Annotated in this window: 26 protein-coding genes; 14 read left to right on the forward strand and 12 right to left on the reverse strand. The window is 74.3% G+C overall.

The window, feature by feature from the left end; translation table 11 throughout:
- Positions 1–46: 46 nt before the first annotated feature.
- On the forward strand, positions 47–583 hold the full coding sequence (locus ACFYNO_RS11640; RefSeq protein ID WP_388009241.1) for an AAA family ATPase: 537 nt from the start codon (positions 47–49) through the stop codon (positions 581–583).
- A gap of 113 nt (positions 584–696) precedes the next feature.
- Complete coding sequence (locus ACFYNO_RS11645; RefSeq protein ID WP_388009244.1) at positions 697–1,086, forward strand: DUF302 domain-containing protein; 390 nt, start codon at positions 697–699, stop codon at positions 1,084–1,086.
- Between the two features lie 2 nt (positions 1,087–1,088).
- On the opposite strand, the gene ACFYNO_RS11650 is transcribed toward ACFYNO_RS11645, so the two are convergent.
- A complete protein-coding gene (locus tag ACFYNO_RS11650; protein ID WP_388009247.1) occupies positions 1,089–1,883 on the reverse strand; it encodes a hypothetical protein in 795 nt (264 codons plus the stop codon).
- 170 nt (positions 1,884–2,053) lie between these two features.
- Here ACFYNO_RS11650 and ACFYNO_RS11655 point away from each other — a divergent pair, with 170 nt between their 5' ends.
- Positions 2,054–2,497 carry a GNAT family N-acetyltransferase gene (locus ACFYNO_RS11655; protein ID WP_388009250.1) on the forward strand — a complete coding sequence of 148 codons (444 nt, stop codon included), beginning with the start codon at positions 2,054–2,056 and terminating at the stop codon, positions 2,495–2,497.
- Positions 2,498–2,500: 3 nt separating this feature from the next.
- Here ACFYNO_RS11655 and ACFYNO_RS11660 read toward each other — a convergent pair whose 3' ends face one another.
- A complete protein-coding gene (locus ACFYNO_RS11660) occupies positions 2,501–3,328 on the reverse strand; it encodes a helix-turn-helix transcriptional regulator (protein WP_388009253.1) in 828 nt (275 codons plus the stop codon).
- Between the two features lie 138 nt (positions 3,329–3,466).
- Here ACFYNO_RS11660 and ACFYNO_RS11665 point away from each other — a divergent pair, with 138 nt between their 5' ends.
- The 3 genes from ACFYNO_RS11665 to ACFYNO_RS11675 all read left to right on the forward strand — a co-directional run bounded on the left by ACFYNO_RS11665 (position 3,467) and on the right by ACFYNO_RS11675 (position 5,644).
- Positions 3,467–4,279 (forward strand): alpha/beta fold hydrolase, encoded by an 813-nt coding sequence (locus tag ACFYNO_RS11665; RefSeq protein WP_388009256.1) that lies wholly within the window; start codon positions 3,467–3,469, stop codon positions 4,277–4,279.
- Positions 4,280–4,687: 408 nt separating this feature from the next.
- Positions 4,688–4,975 (forward strand): hypothetical protein, encoded by a 288-nt coding sequence (locus ACFYNO_RS11670; RefSeq protein WP_388009259.1) that lies wholly within the window; start codon positions 4,688–4,690, stop codon positions 4,973–4,975.
- Between the two features lie 87 nt (positions 4,976–5,062).
- Positions 5,063–5,644, forward strand: a complete 582-nt coding sequence (locus tag ACFYNO_RS11675) for an HdeD family acid-resistance protein (RefSeq protein ID WP_388009262.1) — start codon at positions 5,063–5,065, stop codon at positions 5,642–5,644.
- On the opposite strand, the gene ACFYNO_RS11680 is transcribed toward ACFYNO_RS11675, so the two are convergent.
- Together ACFYNO_RS11680 and ACFYNO_RS11685 are read right to left on the reverse strand one after the other, a co-directional pair.
- Positions 5,645–6,217 (reverse strand): helix-turn-helix domain-containing protein, encoded by a 573-nt coding sequence (locus ACFYNO_RS11680; RefSeq protein ID WP_388009265.1) that lies wholly within the window; start codon positions 6,215–6,217, stop codon positions 5,645–5,647.
- On the reverse strand, positions 6,214–7,719 hold the full coding sequence (locus ACFYNO_RS11685; RefSeq protein ID WP_388009268.1) for an MFS transporter: 1,506 nt from the start codon (positions 7,717–7,719) through the stop codon (positions 6,214–6,216). The genes ACFYNO_RS11680 and ACFYNO_RS11685 overlap by 4 nt, the downstream gene beginning before the upstream one ends.
- Positions 7,720–7,904: 185 nt before the next feature.
- Between ACFYNO_RS11685 and ACFYNO_RS11690 the strand changes: the two genes are divergently transcribed.
- Together ACFYNO_RS11690 and ACFYNO_RS11695 are read left to right on the forward strand one after the other, a co-directional pair.
- On the forward strand, positions 7,905–8,633 hold the full coding sequence (locus ACFYNO_RS11690) for a DedA family protein (protein ID WP_388009271.1): 729 nt from the start codon (positions 7,905–7,907) through the stop codon (positions 8,631–8,633).
- A gap of 172 nt (positions 8,634–8,805) precedes the next feature.
- A complete protein-coding gene (locus ACFYNO_RS11695) occupies positions 8,806–9,360 on the forward strand; it encodes a hypothetical protein (RefSeq protein ID WP_388009274.1) in 555 nt (184 codons plus the stop codon).
- Between the two features lie 7 nt (positions 9,361–9,367).
- Here ACFYNO_RS11695 and ACFYNO_RS11700 read toward each other — a convergent pair whose 3' ends face one another.
- A complete protein-coding gene (locus tag ACFYNO_RS11700) occupies positions 9,368–9,772 on the reverse strand; it encodes a nuclear transport factor 2 family protein (protein ID WP_388009278.1) in 405 nt (134 codons plus the stop codon).
- Between the two features lie 54 nt (positions 9,773–9,826).
- Between ACFYNO_RS11700 and ACFYNO_RS11705 the strand changes: the two genes are divergently transcribed.
- The 3 genes from ACFYNO_RS11705 to ACFYNO_RS11715 are packed head-to-tail and all read left to right on the forward strand — an operon-like array spanning position 9,827 to position 12,566.
- Positions 9,827–10,756, forward strand: a complete 930-nt coding sequence (locus tag ACFYNO_RS11705) for a class I SAM-dependent methyltransferase (RefSeq protein WP_388009281.1) — start codon at positions 9,827–9,829, stop codon at positions 10,754–10,756.
- The gene (locus ACFYNO_RS11710; protein ID WP_388009284.1) at positions 10,753–11,271 is read left to right on the forward strand and encodes a hypothetical protein; all 519 of its coding nucleotides are present in this window, start codon (positions 10,753–10,755) and stop codon (positions 11,269–11,271) included. Before ACFYNO_RS11705 ends, ACFYNO_RS11710 begins: the two co-directional genes overlap by 4 nt.
- The gene (locus tag ACFYNO_RS11715) at positions 11,268–12,566 is read left to right on the forward strand and encodes an MFS transporter (RefSeq protein WP_388009287.1); all 1,299 of its coding nucleotides are present in this window, start codon (positions 11,268–11,270) and stop codon (positions 12,564–12,566) included. Before ACFYNO_RS11710 ends, ACFYNO_RS11715 begins: the two co-directional genes overlap by 4 nt.
- Here ACFYNO_RS11715 and ACFYNO_RS11720 read toward each other — a convergent pair.
- From ACFYNO_RS11720 to ACFYNO_RS11735, 4 genes are read right to left on the reverse strand one after another with little or no spacing between them, the layout of a single operon-like run.
- Positions 12,551–12,967 carry a hypothetical protein gene (locus tag ACFYNO_RS11720; RefSeq protein ID WP_388009290.1) on the reverse strand — a complete coding sequence of 139 codons (417 nt, stop codon included), beginning with the start codon at positions 12,965–12,967 and terminating at the stop codon, positions 12,551–12,553. The two genes, ACFYNO_RS11715 and ACFYNO_RS11720, sit on opposite strands and share 16 nt — an antisense overlap.
- The gene (locus ACFYNO_RS11725; protein ID WP_388009293.1) at positions 12,967–13,098 is read right to left on the reverse strand and encodes a hypothetical protein; all 132 of its coding nucleotides are present in this window, start codon (positions 13,096–13,098) and stop codon (positions 12,967–12,969) included. Before ACFYNO_RS11725 ends, ACFYNO_RS11720 begins: the two co-directional genes overlap by 1 nt.
- A gap of 36 nt (positions 13,099–13,134) precedes the next feature.
- Positions 13,135–14,292, reverse strand: coding sequence for an RNA polymerase sigma factor (locus tag ACFYNO_RS11730; protein WP_388009296.1), 1,158 nt, complete (start codon positions 14,290–14,292; stop codon positions 13,135–13,137).
- A gap of 8 nt (positions 14,293–14,300) precedes the next feature.
- Entirely contained in the window at positions 14,301–14,708 is a 408-nt protein-coding gene (locus tag ACFYNO_RS11735) for a YciI family protein (RefSeq protein WP_388009299.1), read from the reverse strand.
- 206 nt (positions 14,709–14,914) lie between these two features.
- On the opposite strand from ACFYNO_RS11735, the gene ACFYNO_RS11740 reads away from it, so the two are divergent.
- The 3 genes from ACFYNO_RS11740 (at position 14,915) to ACFYNO_RS11750 (ending at position 16,477) form a co-directional block, all read left to right on the forward strand.
- The gene (locus ACFYNO_RS11740; RefSeq protein WP_388009302.1) at positions 14,915–15,448 is read left to right on the forward strand and encodes a hypothetical protein; all 534 of its coding nucleotides are present in this window, start codon (positions 14,915–14,917) and stop codon (positions 15,446–15,448) included.
- Between the two features lie 61 nt (positions 15,449–15,509).
- Complete coding sequence (locus ACFYNO_RS11745) at positions 15,510–15,968, forward strand: hypothetical protein (protein ID WP_388009305.1); 459 nt, start codon at positions 15,510–15,512, stop codon at positions 15,966–15,968.
- A complete protein-coding gene (locus ACFYNO_RS11750) occupies positions 15,965–16,477 on the forward strand; it encodes a hypothetical protein (RefSeq protein WP_388009308.1) in 513 nt (170 codons plus the stop codon). The genes ACFYNO_RS11745 and ACFYNO_RS11750 overlap by 4 nt, the downstream gene beginning before the upstream one ends.
- Here the strand turns inward: ACFYNO_RS11750 and ACFYNO_RS11755 are convergent.
- From ACFYNO_RS11755 to ACFYNO_RS11765, 3 genes are all read right to left on the reverse strand, one after another.
- Positions 16,421–16,909, reverse strand: coding sequence for a GNAT family N-acetyltransferase (locus ACFYNO_RS11755; RefSeq protein WP_388009311.1), 489 nt, complete (start codon positions 16,907–16,909; stop codon positions 16,421–16,423). The genes ACFYNO_RS11750 and ACFYNO_RS11755 overlap by 57 nt on opposite strands.
- Before the next feature lie 449 nt (positions 16,910–17,358).
- Entirely contained in the window at positions 17,359–17,811 is a 453-nt protein-coding gene (locus tag ACFYNO_RS11760; RefSeq protein ID WP_388009314.1) for a hypothetical protein, read from the reverse strand.
- 335 nt (positions 17,812–18,146) lie between these two features.
- Entirely contained in the window at positions 18,147–18,434 is a 288-nt protein-coding gene (locus ACFYNO_RS11765; RefSeq protein ID WP_388009317.1) for a barstar family protein, read from the reverse strand.
- Between the last annotated feature and the right edge of the window lie 33 nt (positions 18,435–18,467).

Here is an 18,467-nt window from a genome sequence, read left to right on the forward strand (position 1 = left end):
CGGCGGGCTCGCCCGGTTCTACACTCCCGAGGGGCCGTCACCTCCCATGCGCCGCTTCATCTTCACCGGCACCCCCGGCGCCGGGAAGACCACCCTGCTGCACGCCCTGGCCGCGCGCGGCCACAACGTGGTGCCGGAGGCCGCGACCGATGTGATCGCCCGGGCCCAGGCGGCGGGGGTGGACGAGCCGTGGGCCGAGCCGGAGTTCATCGAGCGGATCGCCACCGAGCAGCGCGAGCGCCAGCTCGGTGCCGTCCCGGCGGCGCTGCAGCTCTTCGACCGCTCGCCGGTCTGCACCTACGCGCTGGCCGAGTATCTGGGCCTGCCGGTGCCGGCGGCCCTGCGCGCGGAGCTGGAGCGGATCGCCACCCAGCGGGTCTACCAGCCCGCCGTCTTCTTCGTCCGCAACCTCGGCTTCTGCGTCCCGACGGCGGCCCGGCGGATCAGCTTCGCCGACTCGCTGGACTTCGAGCGGGTGCACCGGCAGAGCTACCGCTCCTTCGGCTTCGCCCTGCTGGAGATCCCGGCCGTCCCGCTGGCGGACCGGGTGGCGCTGGTGGAGTCGGCGCTCGCCGCCGAGTGACGGGACCCTGACGACATACCGCGTGGGGTATTTGCCCGACCCCGCCGGCCCGCCGTACGCTGACAGCGTCGCGGATATACCCATAGGGGTATCACCAGGAACCGGAGGAACCCATGGAGTACGGCATCAGCACCACCGTGGACGCGCCGTTCGCGCCGACCGTCGAGAAGGTCCGGGCCACGCTGGCCGAGCAGGGCTTCGGCGTGCTGACCGAGATCGACATCCAGGCGACCCTGCGGGCCAAGCTCGGCGTCGAACTGGAGGAGTACGTCATCCTCGGCGCCTGCAACCCGCCGCTCGCCCACCAGGCGCTGGAGGCGGACCGCCGGATCGGCCTGCTGCTGCCCTGCAACGTGGTGGTCCGCACGGCCGGCGGCCGCACCGTGGTCGAGGCGATGGACCCGCAGCTGCTGGTCCGCTTCACCGGCCAGCCCGAGCTGGCGGCGGTGGCCGACCAGGCGGCGGAGCGGCTGCGCACCGCGCTGGCCGGGCTGAGCGGCTGAGCTCAGCCCTCGTACCGCCCGTCCCAGGGCGCGTGGAAGCCCATCCGCTGCGGCACCAGCTCGTACCACTCCGTGCCGCCGTGCTCAGCCGCGCGGTCCAGCAGACCCCACTCGGCACCCCGCACCTCGATCCGGAACGGCTGCACCGCGATGTCGCCGGCCTCCGGCTCCGGCAGCGCCGCCAGCAGCTCGCCGAGCAGCCGGGCCGCCTCGCCCGGCCCCCCGGCCGGCTGCAGCCGGGTGCCGGTGTGCTGGCCCTCGGCGTCGAAGAGGTGCAGCATCACCAGCTCCTCCGGCCCGCCCGGCAGCGGGTGGCGGCCGGCGAGGAACTGCCCCTCCCGGTACCAGCCGACCGCCTCGGTGCGGCCACCGGGCCGGTGCCGGATCCGCACCAGCCGGGCGTCGGGCAGCAGCTCGGCGGGCTCGAGCCGGACCCAGTCCGCCGCCTCCCGCCAGCCGGGCGCCGCGCTGACCCAGCCCCAGAGCAGCTGCTCGGTGCGCCGCCGGGACTGGTGGCCGACGGCCTGGAAGTGCCGCTCCGCCGAACCGTCCCGGTACTCGACCTGCCAGCCCTCGGCCGCGTGCCGGTAGACCTGGATGTACTCCTCGGGCGCGGTGCGGAACCGGCCGATCGCCAGGAACTGGTTGCCCTCGCCCGCGAGCAGGTCCAGCGCCCGGCCCAGCGCCGCCCGGTCGGGCCCGGTCAGCACGGTGCCGTCCTCCAGCTCGACCACCAGCGGCTCGTGCGGCTCGTGCTCGGAAGCCCACGGGGCTGGCGCGGCGGACGGCGCGGACATGACGATGACTCACCTTCGGTTGAGGGCCTGGGAAGTCGGCCCGTGGCTCGCGACCAGCCGACCATAGCGCGCACCGCCGACAGCGCCCCCGGCGGCTCCGGCCCGCTTCACCGCGGGCCGGCCCGGAAATCCGGTTGACCGGCCCGCGGCCCGCCCGGTTGGCTACCGCCATGTCCGAGCTCGTGATCCACCAGGTGGACGGCGACGCACTGGCCGCCGACTGGCAGCTGGTGCACAACGCCGTCATCCCGACCGATCCGCTCAGCCTGGAGCAGGTGCGCGAGCGGTCCGGCCGCTACCACCTGGAGGTCGCCCACCTCGGCGACGCCGCCATCGGCTGCAGCACGGTCCGCCCGCCGACCGAGGAGGAGCCGGTCGCCATGGTGATCTCCCGCGTCCTCCCCGCGCACCGCCGCCGGGGCCACGGCCGCACCCTCTACCTGCGCGGACTGGCGCGGGCCCGGGCCTTCGGCGCCCCGATCGAGACCGTGGTGCTGGCGAGCAACACCGAGGGCCTGCAGTTCGCCGCGGCGCAGGGCTTCACCGAGGTCGAGCGCTACCTGCTGGACGGCGACACCGTCCCGTACGTCGCCCTGCGGCTCACCGCCGGGTAGCGGTCAGACCGCCGCCGCCAGCAGCGCCAGCCGGTCCGCCGCCGCGCTGCCCGGCGGCGGCGTGAAGAGCTCCAGCCGCTGATCGCTCTCCGGGTCGATCAGCACCTTGCAGTCCAGCTCCAGCGGCCCGATCACCGGGTGGACCAGCCGCAGCCGGCTGCGCCGCCGCACCGCCACCTCGTGCCGCTCCCAGAGCTCGGCGAACTCCGCACTGGCCCCGGTCAGCCGCGCCACCAGCCGGGCCGCCGCCGGCTCCTCGGCCCGCCGCACGCTGGCCGCCCGCAGGTCGGCGACGTGCAGCCGGCCCAGGTAGCCGTGCTCCTCCACCGGGTAGCCGGCCCGCACGGCCGGGTCGGTGAACCAGCGCCAGACCACGTTGCGCCCGTGCTCGGAGACCGTGCAGACCCCACCGAGCAGCGCCCGGGCGGTGTCGTTCTGCGCCAGCACGTCGCCCAGCTCGCTCAGCACCTGGGCGGGCGTGCCGGCCAGCTGGTCGAGCAGGTGCAGCAGGCCGGGCGCCACCTGGTCGCCGGTCGCGCGCGCGGCCGGCGGGCGGTGCCCGGCCAGCAGGTACAGGTGGTCCCGCTCGTCGTCGGTCAACCGCAGCGCCCGGGCCAGCGCGGCCAGCATCGGCGGCGAGGGCTGCGGGCCGCGGGCCTGCTCCAGCCGGACGTAGTAGTCGGCGGACATCGCCGCCAGCTGGGCCACCTCCTCGCGCCGCAGCCCGGGCGTGCGCCGGCGCGGCCCGACCGGCAGCCCGAGGTCGGCGGGCGAGACCCGCTCCCTGGCGTGGCGGAGGAAGTCGGCGAGCTCGGCGCGGTTGATGGTCATGATCACCATCCTGCCGGACCGCCCGCGCCCCATCCAGGGACTGCCGGTCCCAGGCTCCGCGATGCCCTCCCCCGCCGTTCCGGCCGGCGGCAGGGTTCAGGGCGACGGAACGACCGGCCCCCCTGAAGGAGCGTCACCATGTCCACCCTGCACACCGTCGCCGCCGGCACCGCCCTGGTCCGCTACGACCGCCACGATCCCACCGCCGGCGCCACCGGCCCCGCCCTGGTGCTGGTGCACGGCACCGGCTCCAGCGGCGCGGAGCTGACCTGGGGCGAGCTGGTCCCCCGGCTGAACGCCCACCGCACCGTGCTCACCCCGGACCTGTCCGGCACCGAGCGCACCACCGACGACGGCGGCCCGCTCAGCACCGGACTGCTTGCCGCCCAGCTGATCGCCGTGATCGAGGACGCGGGCACCGGCCCGGTGGACCTGCTCGGCTTCTCGATGGGCGCCGCCGTCGCCGCCACCACCGCGGCCCTGCGCCCCGACCTGGTCCGCCGGCTGATTCTGGCCGCCGGCTGGGCGCACACGGAGGGTGACGAATACCTGCGCAACCTCTTCACCGTGTGGCGCCGGATCGCCGACCACGACGCCGAGGCCTTCGGCCGGCTCATCACCCTGACCGGCTTCAGCCGGGGCTTCCTGAACGGCCTCGGTCCGGCCGCGGTGGAGCAGCTGGTACCCAACATGCCGCCCACCCCGGGCACCCTGCGGCACCTCGAACTGGACCTCGCGATGGACATCCGGGCGCTGCTGCCGCGGATCACGACGCCGACCCTGGTGGTCGGGTTCGGCCAGGACGCCACCGTGCCGGTGGAGCACAGCCGGGCCCTGCACGCCGCGATCGCGGGCAGCGCCTACGCCGAACTGGACGCCGGCCACGTGGGTTTCTTCGAGCGCGGCGCGGAGTTCGCCGAGCTGGTGGGCGCCTTCACCGCCGCCCGGTGAACCCGCTGGAGGCGGCCGGAAAAAATTCTTCGGAAAGGTGTGACACTTCCCGGGCCCCCGGCGCTGAAGGGAGTGGATGGAGCACCCAAGGCTCCGGACGACAGGCGGCTTCCCCGGGCACGTCGGTCGACCGGAAACGCCGGCGGATCTGACTGTGCAGAGATCGGCCGCCGGCTACCACGGGTGGGCGGGTTTCCCTGGCCTGCCGCACCCGCGACGCCCCCTGGGCCCGATCCGGCTGGGGTCGGCCGGATCGGGCCCAGGACGGGCGTGTTCGTGCTGCCCGGCCGACCCCCCGCTGCGCGATCACCCACCGGGCCAGCTAGCATGTGACGGGTTGTCACACCGTGTAGCGGCACGACCGCCGCACCCCCATCGCATGCGATCCCCCGAAGTGGAGACAGCGCCATGGCAGACGAGCCGGCGTCCTGGGCGACCTGGACGACGAAGAACGTGTGGGCCGGACCCGGCGGGGTCCGCACCGTCGAGGGGGCGCAACTCAGCGGCGACCTGAGCGTCCACACCACCTGGACCGGTACCGAGGCGATCCTGACCGTGCAGTACACGGACGCCCAGGACTGGTTCACCCTCCAGGGCAGCCCCGTCGAGGTGTCCGAGGAGCAGACCGCGCGTACCCTGCACCAGCAGGCGGTGGAGGCGGTCCGCGCGGGCAACGGGGGCGCGCTCAACCCCTGAGGCTCCGCCCCCGAGCGCCCCGTCGCCCGTCACCCGCTCGGACGTGTTCGGGTGCGGGCCGGTGGCGGGGCGCCGATCGTGGGCCCCATGACATACCCATCGGATGACTACCCGCCGACTCCGCTGGCCGCGCTCGCCAAGTTCGGCTGGCACACCGCGCTGGTGCTCGGCCTGCTGGCCGTGGCGCTCGGCGTGGTGGTGCTGGCCTGGCCGGACCGCACCCTCGAGGTGATCGGCGTGCTGTTCGGCGTCTACCTGGTGATCAGCGGGATCCTGCAGATCGTGCTGGCCTCCACCGTGCACGTCAGCACCGGCCTGCGGGTGCTCGGCTTCATCAGCGGCGCGCTCTCGCTGCTGCTGGGCCTGCTCTGCTTCCGCGGCGCCTACCAGTCGGTACTGCTGCTCTCGCTCTGGATCGGCATCGGCCTGCTCTTCCGCGGGGTGACCGGCACGGTCGCCGCGCTGGACCAACCGAGCAGCGCGCCCGGACGCGGCTGGCAGGTCTTCCTCGGCATCGTCACGGCCCTCGCCGGGACGATCCTGCTGGTCGACCCGTTCAGCTCGATCTTCGCGCTGGCCGTGATGGCCGGGATCTGGCTGGTGCTGATCGGCGTGGTGGAGATCGCCCACGCCATCACCCTGCGCTCCCGGGCCAAACGGCTGGTCTAGCTAGGGCCGCAGCGCACCGAGGAAGGCGTGCAGCAGCGGCTCCAGTTCGGCCAGGTCGGCCCGGGTGAGCTCCTCGAACGCCCCGCTGGTCCGGGCCATCAGCACCCCCGCCAGCGCGGCCGCCGCCACCTCGGCGCGCAGCTGCGCCTGCGGCACGCCCTCGGCGGTGAACCGCTCGCGCAGCGGGTCGACCATCCGGTGCCGCAGGTGCTCCCGGGCGGCCCGCTGCACCTCGGCGTTGTCGCCGGGCAGCACGGCCGCCGGGAAGGACGGGCCGCCGCCGCGCTGGTCGAAGCGGGCGAGCAGCCAGTGCAGCCGGTCCCGGTCCAGCAGGTCGGCGGGCGGCTGGTCGCCCTGCTCGGCCCGGACGGCGGCCAGGTAGAGCTGCAGCTTGCCGCCGAAGTAGCGGGCGATCAGCGCCGGGTCGACCCCGGCCCGCTCGCCGATCTCCCGGGTGGTGGTGCGCTCGTAGCCGCGGTCGGCGAACAGCTCCATGGCGGCCTGCACCAGCAGTTCGCGGCTGCGCGCGGCGTCCCGCCGGCGCGGCGGCCGGACCTCGTCGTGGTCGGTCAACGCGTCACCCGCAGCGGGACCTCGTCCTCGCCGGGTGCGATGTCCGCCATGCTCTCCTCCACCATCAGCTGCTCGTCCACCTCCGCCCGGGCGGACCGGGCCACCGCGGCGGCGCGCCTCGGCAGGACGATGGTAGCCACCCCGATGAGCACCCAGACGACACACCCGATCAGCAGCGCGGCGCGGTAGCCGTCCTCGCTCGGCAGCCGGTGCCCGGCGGCGGTGTGGGCCTGCAGCACCGCGCCGCAGAGCGCGCTGCCGGTGGAGTAGCCGACGTAGCGCAGCACCTGGTTGAAGCTGACGGCGCTGCCGATCTCCCGGGCCGGCACCGAGCCGACGATCAGTCCGGGCATCACCGCGAAGGTGCAGCCCACGCCGAGGCCGGCGATCGCCATCACCACCAGCACCTGCCAGAGGTGGTCCCGGGCGAACAGGAAGACCAGCATCGAGACCAGCGAGACGGCGCAGCCCAGCGGCAGCACGGCGGCGGTGGAGAACCGCCGGGCGATCACCGGGACCACCTTGCTGGAGAGCACGCTGAAGACCGAGAACGGCAGCAGGGTCAGGCCGGCCACCACCACGGTGGCGCCGAAGCCGTAGCCCGCGGCGGTCGGGGTCTGCACGTAGCGGGTGACCATCGACATCAGCAGGTACATCGCGACCCCGGCCACCAGGCCGGTCAGGTCGGCGGTGAGCACCACCCGGTTGCGCAGGGTGCGCAGGTCGACCAGCGGGTGCGCGGTGCGCAGCTCGTGCCGGACCCACCAGGCCAGCAGCAGCACGGCGAGCACGGCCAGGCCGAGCAGCCGCGGCGAGGCCCAGCCCCAGGACTCGCCCTCGGTGAGCACCAGCAGCAGGCCGGCCACCGAGAGGCCGAGCAGCACGGCGCCGAGCCCGTCCAGCGGGCGGGCCTCGCGGTGCGCGGTGCCGGGCAGCACCAGGATCGCCGCCAGCAGGCCGATCGCGCTGATCACGGCGCCGAACCAGAAGCCGGCGTGGATGCCGAAGGACTGGGCGATCAGCCCGGTGAGCGGGTAGCCGAGGCCGACGCCGGCCACGGTGGTGATGGAGAGCAGCGCGACGGCGGAGCGGGAGCGCTCCTCGGGCACGCCGTCCCGGGCGGTGGCGATGGCCAGCGGGGTCAGACCCAGCCCGACGCCCTGCAGCCCGCGCCCGGCGACCAGGAACCCGAAGCCGAGCGGCAGCGCGGCCAGCACGCTGCCGGCCACCACCACGGCGGCCGCGCCGATCACCACCGGCCGCCGTCGTGGCCCGTCGCCCAGCCGACCCATCACGGGCGTGGCGACGGCGCCGACCAGCATGGTGATGGTGAGCGACCACTGGGCGTCGGAGAGCGAGACGTGGTCGACGGTGGCGATGGTCGGGATCAGCGGCGCGCCGAGGCTGCTGATCACGGCCACCACCGTGCCGAGGAAGACAAGGACCGGCACCAGCGCCCGCTCGCGCAGGGTGGTTCCGGGTTCGGGCAGGGCGGTCGCCATGGGTGTCCCCTCCTGGTCGGGCAATCTGTCACCGTGCGATGTCTTCATATGATGACATCAGTCGATGACATACTACTCCCGAGCGTCAAGCGGGCGGCCTGCGGAATCAATCACCCGGTTTGCGTGTTGTCCCGTCTCGGGGTGCCACGCCCGACACCACCTCCGAACCTCCCTGGGGGCCCGCCGTGAACCTCACCGCTCTGGTGGCGGCAGCCGGCTTCTGGTCGTACGCGCTGGTCTTCGGCCTGACGGCCGGCGAGACCAGTGCGTTCATCGGCGTGGTGCTCCCGAGCGAGACGGTGGTGCTCTTCGCGGCGGCGCTCAGCAGCCGGGGCCTGCTCAACCCGTTCCTGCTCGCGCTGGCCGTGATCGTCGGCGGCATCGTGGGCGACAGCACCGGGTACTGGCTCGGGCGGCTGCTCGGCAAGCGGATCGACCGCCCGCGCGAGCGGCACCGGATCAAGCCCGGCGGCCGGGTCGACCGTGCCGCCTCCTACCTGCGCCGGCGCGGCGGGCCGGCGGTCTTCACCGGGCGGTTCATCGGCTTCGTGCGCTCCTTCGTGCCGTTCACGGCGGGCGCGGCGCGGATGCCCTACCGACCCTTCCTCGGCTACAGCGCGGCCGCCTCGGTCACCTGGGGCACGCTCAACATCGCGGCCGGCTACTTCCTCGGCGCCTCCGCCACCAATCTGCTGCACACGGTCGGCACCTGGGGCGCGGTCGCCGCGGGCGCGGCGGTGCTGGTCGCCGGGTCGGTGCTGTTCTGGCGCCGGCGGCGGCGCGGCCGGGGGCAGCCGGGCGACGAGGAGCGCGTGCCGGAGCAGCCGGGCAGGCGGGACGGCGAGTCGGGCAGCCGGGACGGCGAGTCGGGCCGGCCGCTCGCCGGGCACGGCACCCGGGAGCGCCGGGGCTGAGCGGAGCCGCCCTGGTCCGCGGTGGTCTTCGCCGGTGATCGACGCGCGGGATACGTCAGTCCGACTGACCGTCACCTGCGTGATTCGACCCGGGCGGACGCCGTCCTGTATACTTCAAGTGAGGCGTCCGCACCGCTGTCGATTGGCAGTCGAGTGTCGTGACGCTTTTTTCATGCCCTCTTCTTCCCTCCCCACCGTCCGGGGAACCCTCTTCCACACCGCCGTCCACGACCCGCGCGGGGATGCCCTGCACCCGCTCAGCGGACTGCGCGAGCGCTGGCCTGACCTGCACGAGCGGCACGGCCGCAAGTACCGGGGCCGCGAACACCGGCTGCTGGAGCGGGTGTTCCCGCTGGACTGCGCCTGGTCGGAGGTGGTCTTCCTCTCCCCGGTGGACTCCACCGTGCTCTTCGACGCGCTGCGCGAGTCCGGCCGCGAGGTGGCGCCCGTCCCGCTCTGGAGGCTGGACGCGGGGCGGCTCAACCCGGCGCGCTGCTGCATCCGCCTGATGCGCACCGAGCCCGGTGCCGCCTCGGCGGAGCCGGGCACGCCGGACGACTACCTGCCGCTCACCACGGCCGGCCTGCGCGCCGTCTCCCAGGTCACGGACCGGGCGCTGCGGCGCCTGCGCACCCTGCCGCCGGGCCACCACGCCCTGCCCTGGGGCGACGTGCCGCACGTGCTGCACCGCGGGCCGATCCCGCTGAGCCTCTTCGAGCGAGCCTGACTGTCCGTCAGACCGCTCCGCAGTGCGCGGCGATGACCCGCCAGCCGTGGTCCGCCGTGTGCACCCAGGTGCGGGTGTAGCGCACCCGGGCGGCGAACTCCTGCCCGTCCAGCGAGCCGGCCACCGTGCCGAGGAACCAGCTGACGCCGGTCGCGCCGGTGACCAGCACCGCCAGCTCCTCCTCCTCGAGCCGGGTCAGGCGCTGCCGGCCGCTGCGCTGCAGCTCCAGGTCGGCGCCCTTGCCGAACTGGCTCCCGTCCGGGCCGGTGAAGACCAGCCGGTCGTCCAGCAGCGGCTCCAGCCCCTCGGCGTCGGCGGCGAGTTGTGCGGCCTGCAGCCGGCGGTCGGCGGCGCGCAGACCCTCGGTCGTCGCGGCGGTCACAGTCGTCCCGGTCGTCTCGTCAGTCCCCATGGGCAGCACGGTACCTGGCGTGCGGCGGGTGGCGGCACCGTAAGGTACTGCTCCGTGTCCCGACTCGAGATATCCGACCTGATCACGGCGGTCGATCCGGCCGGCCGCCGGCTGCCGGTCTCCCGTGCCGAGGTGGTCGAGCGGCTGCGCGCCGCGGGCGACGTCCGGGCCGCACGGCTCGTCGCCGGCCTGCCCGCCGACCCGGACGGGGTGCTCGACCCGGCCGCCGTGGACCGGCTGCTGATCGGTGTCCACACCGAACTGCAGCGGCTGAGCGAGGAGTTGCGGATCGGCGACCGGCTGGTCCAACTGCTCGGGCCGCTCTTCGCGGCGATCCGCAGCACCGGCGCGGCCGGGCCGTACCGGCTGGTGGACGTCGGCTGCGGCCTGGGCTACCTGGTCCGCCGGCTGGCGGCCACCGGCGCGCTCGGCCCGCGGGTCGAGCTGGTCGGCGTGGACCTGGACGCGGCGCTGGTCGGCGAGGCCGACCGGCTGGCCCGGGCGGAGCGGCTGGACTGCCGCTTCGTGCACGGCGATGCCTTCGCGCTGCCGGAGGCCGCCACGGTGTACGTCTCCACCGGCGTGCTGCACCACTTCCCCGAGCCGGCGCTGGCGGCCTTCTTCCGCGCCCAGGGCGACTCCCCCGCGCTGGCCTTCTGCCACTACGACATCGCGGCCACCGGGCTGGCGCCGGTCGGCGCCTGGGTCTTCCATCGGGCCCGGATGCGCCACCCGCTGGGCCGGCACGACGGCGTGGCCTCGGCCCGTCGGGCGCACGGCGACGAGACGCTGCTGCGGGCCGCCGCGGCCTCCGGCATGCGGCCGCTGCTCTACGAGCCCCGCCGGGTCGCCAACCCGTTCTGCACCACGCTGCGGCCGGTGCTGGGGCTGCGCCCGCAGCTGGAGGCGCCGCTGCGCCGCGAGTTGGGCCGGGCCGCGCGCCGGCTGCTCGGCCCGGAGCAGTTCGCGGCGGCCGCCCGGTGACGCCCGCGCTGCCGCTGGCCGCGCTCGGCCTGGTCGACGCGGCGTTCAGCGGCTTCCGTGCCTTCGCCGGCACCGACGCCGGCATCCGCAAGGCCCGGGCCGCCGTCCGGTCGGCGCTGCGCGGGCTGGCGGTGGGTGCCGTGCTGCTGCTCGCGCCCACCCTGACCGCCGTGCTGCTGCTGGCCACCGCTGCCCACCCGGACCGGACCTATGCCGCGCTGGCCGCGGGCGGCCGCGGCGACCTGCTGCCGCTGGCCTGCTTCGCCGCGGCCGTCGCGGTCTCGCTGGCCGGCTACCTGCTGCTGCCGTTCCGGGCCGGCACGCTGGCCGTGGTGATCGGGCTCGGGCCCCTGACTTTGGTGCGGCCGCTGGTGATCGCGGCCGGCTGTCTGGGCGCGGTGCTCAACGGCGGCGGCGCGGGCTCGCTGCTGGTCGGCGTGCCGGCGGCCGCGGCGGTGCTCGCGGTCGAACCGATCGTGCACCGTCGTTGGTACGCTGCTAAGTTCACCCGGTGATCGAATTAGCGCAGGACCCGCCCGAAGCCGACCGTTCCGAGGCCGGTCCGCCCTCCCTCTGGCGCCGGCGCGACTTCCTGCTGCTGTGGAGCGGACAGGCCGTCAGCGAACTCGGCTCGGCCGTCACCCAGGTCGCGCTGCCGCTGCTCGCGGTGGTGGTGCTCAAGGCGAGCACCTTCCAGGTCGGCCTGCTGACCGCGGCGGGCACGGCGGCCTTCGCGCTGATCGCGCTGCCGGCCGGCGCGCTGGTGGACCGGCGCAACAAACGGTCCGTCATGATCGCCTGCGACCTGTTGCGCCTGCTGCTGATCGGCTCGCTCCCGCTGGCCGCCGCCCTGGGCGTCCTGACGATGGCCCAGCTGTACGCGGTGGCATTGGTCACCGGTGTCTGCACGGTCTTCTTCGACGTCTCCTACCAGAGCTACCTGCCCGTGCTGGTCGACAGCGAGCAGCTGATGGACGCCAACGGCAAGCTCGGCACCACCAGCGCCTTCTCCCAGCTCGGCGGCCCCAGTCTGGGCGGCGGGCTGGTCGCGATGGTCGGCGCGGCGGGCGCGATGACCGCCGACGCGCTCTCCTACCTGGCCTCGGTCCTGTCGATCGCGGCCATCCGCAAGCGCGAGGAACCGCCGCCGGCCCGGCAGCCGGACGAGACGCTGCGCAGCCGGATCGCCGAGGGCCTGCGCTTCGTGATCCGCCACCCGATCCTGCGCCGGATCGTGGCCTGCACCGCCACCGCCAACCTGTTCAGCAGCATGACGGCGGCACTGGCCATGGTCTACCTGATCCGGGTGCTGCAGGTGCGGCCCGCCTTCGCCGGGCTGGTGCTGGCGGGCGGCGCGATCGGCGGCATCGCCGGCGGGATGCTGGCCGGCCGGCTGGCCAAGCGGGTCGGCTCGGCCCGGATCATCTGGGTGTCGGCGCTGGTCTTCACCGTCCCGCAGACCGTCACGGCGCTGGCCTGGCCCGGCTGGGGCGTGCTGCTGGTGGCGCTGGGCTGGAGCAGCGGCTACTTCGCGATGATGGTCTACAACATCGCCCAGGTCAGCTACCGCCAGTCGGTGACGCCGCCGGAGCTGATGGGCCGGATGAACGCGGCCGTGCGGTGGGTGGTCTGGGGCACCATGCCGATCGGCGCGCTGATCGGCGGCCTGCTCGGCGCGCGGTTCGGGGTGCGGCCGGCGATGTGGGTGTCGGTGCTGGGGTTCTGGGCGGCGGGGTGGCTGGTCTTCTTCTCACCGCTGCGGCGGATGCGCGACGTGCCGTCGGAGCAGCCGGGTCACTCCTCGCCGTAGTAGCGGTCGTACCCGGCGGAGTGCTTCTCCGGCGTAAAGCCCTCGAACTCGCCCATGGCGTCGAGCTCCTGCAGGTGGGCCAGCGCCGCAGCCGCCAACGGCGAGGGGTGGGCGGCCAGTTGGGCCGTCGTGGCCTCGAAGCCCTGCCCGAGCAGGAGTTGGACGTCGATCGAGCAGGCGGCGTCGAAGCTCGCCTGCTTCGCCGCCCAGATGAGCAGCACGTCCGCCGGCTCGCCGCTGTTGAACAGTTGCACGCAGCAGAGCTTCATCAGCTCGGTGTCGCCCTCGCCCTGGGCGCGGCGCTCGCGCTCCGTCTGCTCGCGGAGCAGCGCCCGGACCTCGCCGAGCCGGGCCCGCCGGGGGCGCAGCCCGTAGCGGCGCAGGCTCTCCTCCTCGTCCATCAGGCCGCCTGCGCGCTGACGAGTTCGGCGAGGACGACGGCCTTCACCGTGGCATCCGGATCGCGGTACCGGTCCGGGTGGACGCGGTGGCTGGGGGTGTCATGGCGGTGCCTTTCAGCGAGAACGAGCATGGTGTCACCACGGGCCGTGCCGATCAAGGCGCGTCGCTATCCGCTCCGCCCCTCCCGCAGCAGCGTGTTGAGGCGCGCCGCCTGCTTCGTCAGGTGGTCCCGCTCCGCCAGGTTCGGCGCCTTCTCCGCCGCCTCCGCGTAGAGCCGTGCCGCGCGGGCCGGGTCGCCGGCGCGCTCGTGCAGGTGGGCCGCGACCGCCGCGTACCGGGGCAGGGCGTCGTCCAGCTCCCCCAGCGCCGCCAGGCCCGCGCGGGGGCCGTCGGCCTCGCCGACGGCGACGGCGCGGTTGAGCCGGGCGACCGGGTTGCCGGTCAGCTGGAGGAGTTCGTCGTACCACTCGACGATCTGCACCCAGTCGGTCTCCTCCGCCGTGGGCGCGTCCGCGTGCAGGGCGGCGATGGCGGCCTGGGCCTGGAACTCGCCCAACTGGTCGCGGGCCAGGGCGGACTGCAGGATGGCCACGCCCTCGGCGATCATGCGGGTGTCCCAGCGGCGGCGGTCCTGCTCGGCGAGCGGGACCAGGCTGCCGTCCGGCGCGGTGCGCGTGGCGCGCCGGGCGTGGTGCAGCAGCATCAGGGCGAGCAGGCCCGCCACCTCGGGGTGGTCGATGGCGGCCGCGAGCTGGCGGGTGAGCCGGATCGCCTCGGCGGCCAGGTCGACCTCGCCGGAGTAGCCCTCGTTGAAGACCAGGTAGAGCACCCGGAGCACGGTGGCGACGTCCCCCGGCCGGTCGAGCCGGGCGCCGGAGACCGTGCGCTTGGCGCGGCTGATCCGCTGGGCCATGGTGGCCTCGGGCACCAGGTAGGCCTGGGCGATCTGACGGGTCGTCAGGCCGCCGACCGCGCGCAGGGTCAGCGCCACCGCCGAGGCGGGTGTCAACGACGGGTGGGCGCAGAGGAAGTAGAGCTGCAGCGTGTCGTCCACCGGGCGGGCCGGGCCCGGCGGCGGCTCCTCCTCCACCTGGTCCTCGCGCCGGCGCCGGGCGGCGTCCGCGCGGGTGGCGTCGAGGAACCGGCGCCAGGCGACGGTCACCAGCCAGCCCTTGGGGTCGCGCGGCGGCTCGCCGGGCCAGCTGCGGAGCGCTTCGACCAGCGCGTCCTGGACGGCGTCCTCGGCCGCCGCGAAGTCGGCTCCGCGGCGGACGAGGACCCCGATCACGCCCGGGGTGAGGCTGCGGACCAGGGCCTCGTCCATGCTGCCGGTCAGTCCGTGATGGTGGGCGGCGCGGCCATGAACGGGCGCAGCTCGATCCACTCGTGGATCGGCTCGCCGCCGGCGCCCGGGGCGGCCGACAGCTCCCCGGCGAGCTGGACGGCGCGGTCGTAGCCGTCCACGTCGATCACCATCCAGCCGGCGATCAGGTCCTTGGTCTCGGCGAACGGCCCGTCGGTGACCGGCGGCCGGCCCTCCCCGTCGTACCGGACGAAGGTGCCCTCGGGCGCGAGCCCCTGGGCGTCGACGAACTCGCCGCTCTTCTCCAGCTCGGCCGCGAAGTCCTGCATGAACTTGATGTGCGCCGAGACCTCCTCGGGGGTCCACTCGCTCATCGGCACGCAGTTGGCCGGGGTCGGGGCGCCGCGGTAGTGCTTCAGCAGCAGGTACTTGGCCATGGTCTCTCTCCTCGGTGCGGTGCGACCCATTCTGGCCGCTCTCACCCCGGGGACGGAGCCGGGCGCGCGTTCTCGACATCGTGGCGCAGGATTTTCCGGGAAATCTTTTTCCGCCCGGGGGCGGGGCCGGCCCTCGGCCCGGGGCGGACGCTTGCGCCGTACCATCGAGCCATCGAGCAGCACCGGGACTGCGCTGGGAGGACCAGGTGGCGGAGAACCAGCCCGCGGCGGACGGGCCGGCCGACGAGGAGCCCGACCCGCAGGAGTTGGCGGGGATGCGCTTCGCGCTCTACGTCGAGACCCTGAAGGCCCGGATGCCCGGGCCCCAGTACGAGTTGCTGATGGAGGTGCTGCGCGGCTACCTCGCGGCCGGCGGCGGGCGGATCTCGGTGCGGATGGACGCGCACGAGCGCGAGCTCTTCGGCCCCGAGGTGCGGCGGGAGCTGCTGGTCCTGCTGGGGCTGCTGGGCGGCGTGAACCCCGAGGGCGAGGACCGGTCCGACTACGTGGTGGCCGACCTGGGCGACGGGGACGCGGCGAAGCAGGTGATGCGCCTGGTCCCGCCCGAGGTGGCCGGCGACCCGGAGCGGCTGCGGGCGATCCGCGACGAGATCGACAGCGCCGAGGCCCGCCGCCGCAGCGACCGCGACACGGTGGAGGCGATCGCCCGGGCCAGCGGGATGGCCGAGGAAAACGCGGAGGACGCGGCGGACGAGGCGGACCGGGAGGACGGGCCCTGACCGGGGGCACCCGCCGAATTCCGTTGTACGGGAGGCCCCGCCGTCCCCGATACTCCGGGCAATGGAAGAGCGCACGGACATCGACGGGCTCCGCCGCCTGCTGACCGGCCTGGTCGGCGCGCCGGTGGCGGAGGTGCACGTGCCACCCACGGGCGGCGGTGCCTTCGGCCTCCGGCTCAGGCTGCCCGCCCTGCGCTGGCTCGGCGTCAACGCGGTGGCCTGGCGCCTGGACCGGCTGCCGGCCGCGGCGGGCGACGGCCAGGGCGCCGTGCTGGCCGCCTCCGGCGACCGGGAGGGGCGGCTGGCGGCGGACCTCGCCGTACTGACCGGCCGGGAGATCACCTCGGTGGAGCTGCTCGCGCCCGGCTGGGAGGCGCACATCCGCTTCGGCGAGCTGGAGTTGACCGTCTTCCCGCTCTACCACCGCACCCCGGACGCACTCCCGGACTGGACCCTGCGGCTGCCCTCGCACCGGCTGCTGGTCGCCGGCCCGGGGCCGCGCTGGGCGGTGACGGGGTGACGGCGAGGAGCGTCGACCTCGCCCGCGCCCAGCGGCTCATCGCCCCGCTGCTCGGCGAGCCCGCCTGGCGGGTGGAGCAGGGCTACGGCAGCTACGTCACCATGGAGTTCGGCCCGCCGCTGCCGCCCGACACCGGCGGGTTCGTCCACGGCCGGTGGCACCTGTGGATCCAGATGGCCGCCTGGCGCCTGGAGACGGCCGACCGGGTCATCGCGGGCTCCGAGGACCAGGGCCTGCAGCAGGCGCTGTCCCGCCTGGAGGGCCGGCCGCTGACCGCCGTCACCATCCAGCCGCCCTCGCTGGCGGCGGTCTTCGACTTCGACGGCCTGCGGCTGGTCACCTTCCCGATCTACCGCAGCGACCCGGAGGACGGCGAGTTCGACCACTGGCTGCTCTGGCTCGGCAACGGCGAGGTGCTGGTCGCGGCCTCCGACCTGACCGTCGAGCCGTCCTCAGCCGACGGCACCGCTTCCCCGTCCGGTGATGCCCTTGCGGAAGACCTGCCGTGAACCGCCCTCCGGCCCGGGCCCGGTGGCCTCGGCCGGGCTGAACCCGAGCCGCTCGTAGAACACCCGCGCACCACTGGCCACGGCTCCCGGGTGGTCCGCCCCGAACGTGACCACCTCCAACTGCCCCACCCCGCACACGAACCGCCGCTCCGCCTCCGCCAGCAACGCCCGCCCGACCCCCTGCCCGCGCATCCGCTCGGCGACCACCAGCCAGTACACGTGGTACACCGGCGGCTTCACCCCGAACAGCAGCCCGCCGACGACTCCCCCGTCCCCCTCGACCCCGACCAGCGCCGTCCCCCGCCGGATCTGCTTGGCCACCGCCTCGTGGAACCCGGGCTCCCCGACCATCGGCCCGAACCAGTGCTCCACCTGCCCGGCGAGCGCGAGGATGCCGGGGGCGTCCGGCTCACGGGCGGTTCTGATGTCCATCGGGCCAGTCTCGCAGAGCCCGAGCACATGGGAACTCTCACCGACGCCCTCGTCGCCGGCGCCGTGGAAGGCGTTGCGAGCCTGCTCGTGGAGAGCGTGCTGGCCTGGTTCAGGTCGCGTGCGGGACGCCGGCGGGCTCTTCATGCACCGCTACTGGTTCTGGTTCGAGACCGTTCCGATCCTGCTCATGCCCACCATCGCGGCCCCATTGGTCCCGATCGGCAGAAGGGCCCGGAAGGCGTCCCCGCAGGCCGTCCCGCCCACCCGGGTAGAGATCGCCCTCCGGTTCGCGCTGGGCTCCCTACTGGCGTTCGCCGCGCTGTTCGGGGCTGCCACCACGATCGCGGGCATCCTCACCGCGGCCACCGCTCCGTTCCGTTCGGCGGACCGGGTCGCACTCGTCATCCTGTCGAGCGCGACCGCACTGGCCGCATGGTGCGCGATCCGGGTCATCCCGTGGCGGCGTCGGACCCGTGCTGCGCAGCGCGGTCCTGCGGCACCACCGCCTCGAGGAGGTGTGCCGGGACGGCTTCCCGGGCCTCCCCGCTCCGGGCCTCGGCCTCCGCTCTGCGCAGCACGGCCAGGGCCAGCACACTGCTGAGCAGGATCGCGAATCCGCCGATCAGATAGACGGTGTCGATCCGCCCGAACCGGACTCCCGCCACCTGGTGGTGGAAGTTCCGCCAAGCGGTACTGACCAGCCAGCCCACACCGATCGCCGAGGTCAGCGAGGCGAGTTGCTGGACGGGGGCGAAGGTGGATATCGCCCGGCCAAGGTACTCGCGCGGGGTGGCGCGCAGCAGGATCGGCGAGAGGGCGGAGTTGATCGCCCCAAGGGAAACGCCGATCAGGGCGATCACCGGGACGGCGATCCAGAGGCTGTCGAGCCGGGCGTACACCATCAGGCCTGCGCCGACCGCGGCGAGGCCGACGCCGAAGACCCCGCCCCAGCTCGGCCAGGTCGCCGATGATCCGGGCCGCGATCTCTGCCGCGAGGACCTCACCGTCCTCCGCACGCTCCCGGACCCACCACCGCCCGACCTCCGAGAGCCGGGCGCCATCAGCAGCGGCCAGCACCTCCTGGAGAGCAGCGGAGACCGCCAGAACCAGCGGATCATCTCCGTCCTCACTCTCCGCGACGATCTCGGGCAGATCGTCATCGCCGAGTACCCCGAAGCTCCGGCCGGTGAAGACGCTCTCCCACTCGAGCAGGGACGTGCACCTGGCAGTCTCCCCTTCACGCCGGGTGGACCCGCAGCTGGTTGGTCTCCCCGTCGAAGGTCTCGGCCAGGCGGTGGCCGTCCGGGTTCGTGCCGTCGAAGAGGCCGCGGGCGTCGACCTCGATGATCAGCTGGTCGTGGCGGTCGATCAGCTCCGAGATGCCACGGGTGTCGATGGTGTCCCACCAGGCGTCGAGGTTGCGGCCGAACCAGGTGGGGAGGCCGCAGGGGGTGGTGACCGCGTCCCAGAAGTCGTCGAGGGTTTCCAGGTCGTGGCCGCGCAGGTCGATGTGGAGTGCGTTCACGGGGACAGGGTAGGCCGTGGGGACCGGAGACCC

Origin of the sequence: Kitasatospora sp. NPDC006697, assembly GCF_042869935.1 — a bacterium.
Classification (GTDB): Bacteria; Actinomycetota; Actinomycetes; order Streptomycetales; family Streptomycetaceae; genus Kitasatospora.

Coding starts and splice junctions, on each gene's coding strand:
- ACFYNO_RS11640 (WP_388009241.1), top strand. CDS start 47: ATGCGCCGCTTCATCTTCACCGGCACCCCCGGCGCCGGGAAGACCACC.
- ACFYNO_RS11645 (WP_388009244.1), top strand. CDS start 697: ATGGAGTACGGCATCAGCACCACCGTGGACGCGCCGTTCGCGCCGACC.
- ACFYNO_RS11650 (WP_388009247.1), bottom strand. CDS start 1,883: ATGTCCGCGCCGTCCGCCGCGCCAGCCCCGTGGGCTTCCGAGCACGAG.
- ACFYNO_RS11655 (WP_388009250.1), top strand. CDS start 2,054: ATGTCCGAGCTCGTGATCCACCAGGTGGACGGCGACGCACTGGCCGCC.
- ACFYNO_RS11660 (WP_388009253.1), bottom strand. CDS start 3,328: ATGACCATCAACCGCGCCGAGCTCGCCGACTTCCTCCGCCACGCCAGG.
- ACFYNO_RS11665 (WP_388009256.1), top strand. CDS start 3,467: ATGTCCACCCTGCACACCGTCGCCGCCGGCACCGCCCTGGTCCGCTAC.
- ACFYNO_RS11670 (WP_388009259.1), top strand. CDS start 4,688: ATGGCAGACGAGCCGGCGTCCTGGGCGACCTGGACGACGAAGAACGTG.
- ACFYNO_RS11675 (WP_388009262.1), top strand. CDS start 5,063: ATGACATACCCATCGGATGACTACCCGCCGACTCCGCTGGCCGCGCTC.
- ACFYNO_RS11685 (WP_388009268.1), bottom strand. CDS start 7,719: ATGGCGACCGCCCTGCCCGAACCCGGAACCACCCTGCGCGAGCGGGCG.
- ACFYNO_RS11695 (WP_388009274.1), top strand. CDS start 8,806: ATGCCCTCTTCTTCCCTCCCCACCGTCCGGGGAACCCTCTTCCACACC.
- ACFYNO_RS11700 (WP_388009278.1), bottom strand. CDS start 9,772: ATGGGGACTGACGAGACGACCGGGACGACTGTGACCGCCGCGACGACC.
- ACFYNO_RS11720 (WP_388009290.1), bottom strand. CDS start 12,967: ATGGACGAGGAGGAGAGCCTGCGCCGCTACGGGCTGCGCCCCCGGCGG.
- ACFYNO_RS11725 (WP_388009293.1), bottom strand. CDS start 13,098: ATGCTCGTTCTCGCTGAAAGGCACCGCCATGACACCCCCAGCCACCGC.
- ACFYNO_RS11730 (WP_388009296.1), bottom strand. CDS start 14,292: ATGGACGAGGCCCTGGTCCGCAGCCTCACCCCGGGCGTGATCGGGGTC.
- ACFYNO_RS11735 (WP_388009299.1), bottom strand. CDS start 14,708: ATGGCCAAGTACCTGCTGCTGAAGCACTACCGCGGCGCCCCGACCCCG.
- ACFYNO_RS11745 (WP_388009305.1), top strand. CDS start 15,510: ATGGAAGAGCGCACGGACATCGACGGGCTCCGCCGCCTGCTGACCGGC.
- ACFYNO_RS11755 (WP_388009311.1), bottom strand. CDS start 16,909: ATGGACATCAGAACCGCCCGTGAGCCGGACGCCCCCGGCATCCTCGCG.
- ACFYNO_RS11760 (WP_388009314.1), bottom strand. CDS start 17,811: ATGGTGTACGCCCGGCTCGACAGCCTCTGGATCGCCGTCCCGGTGATC.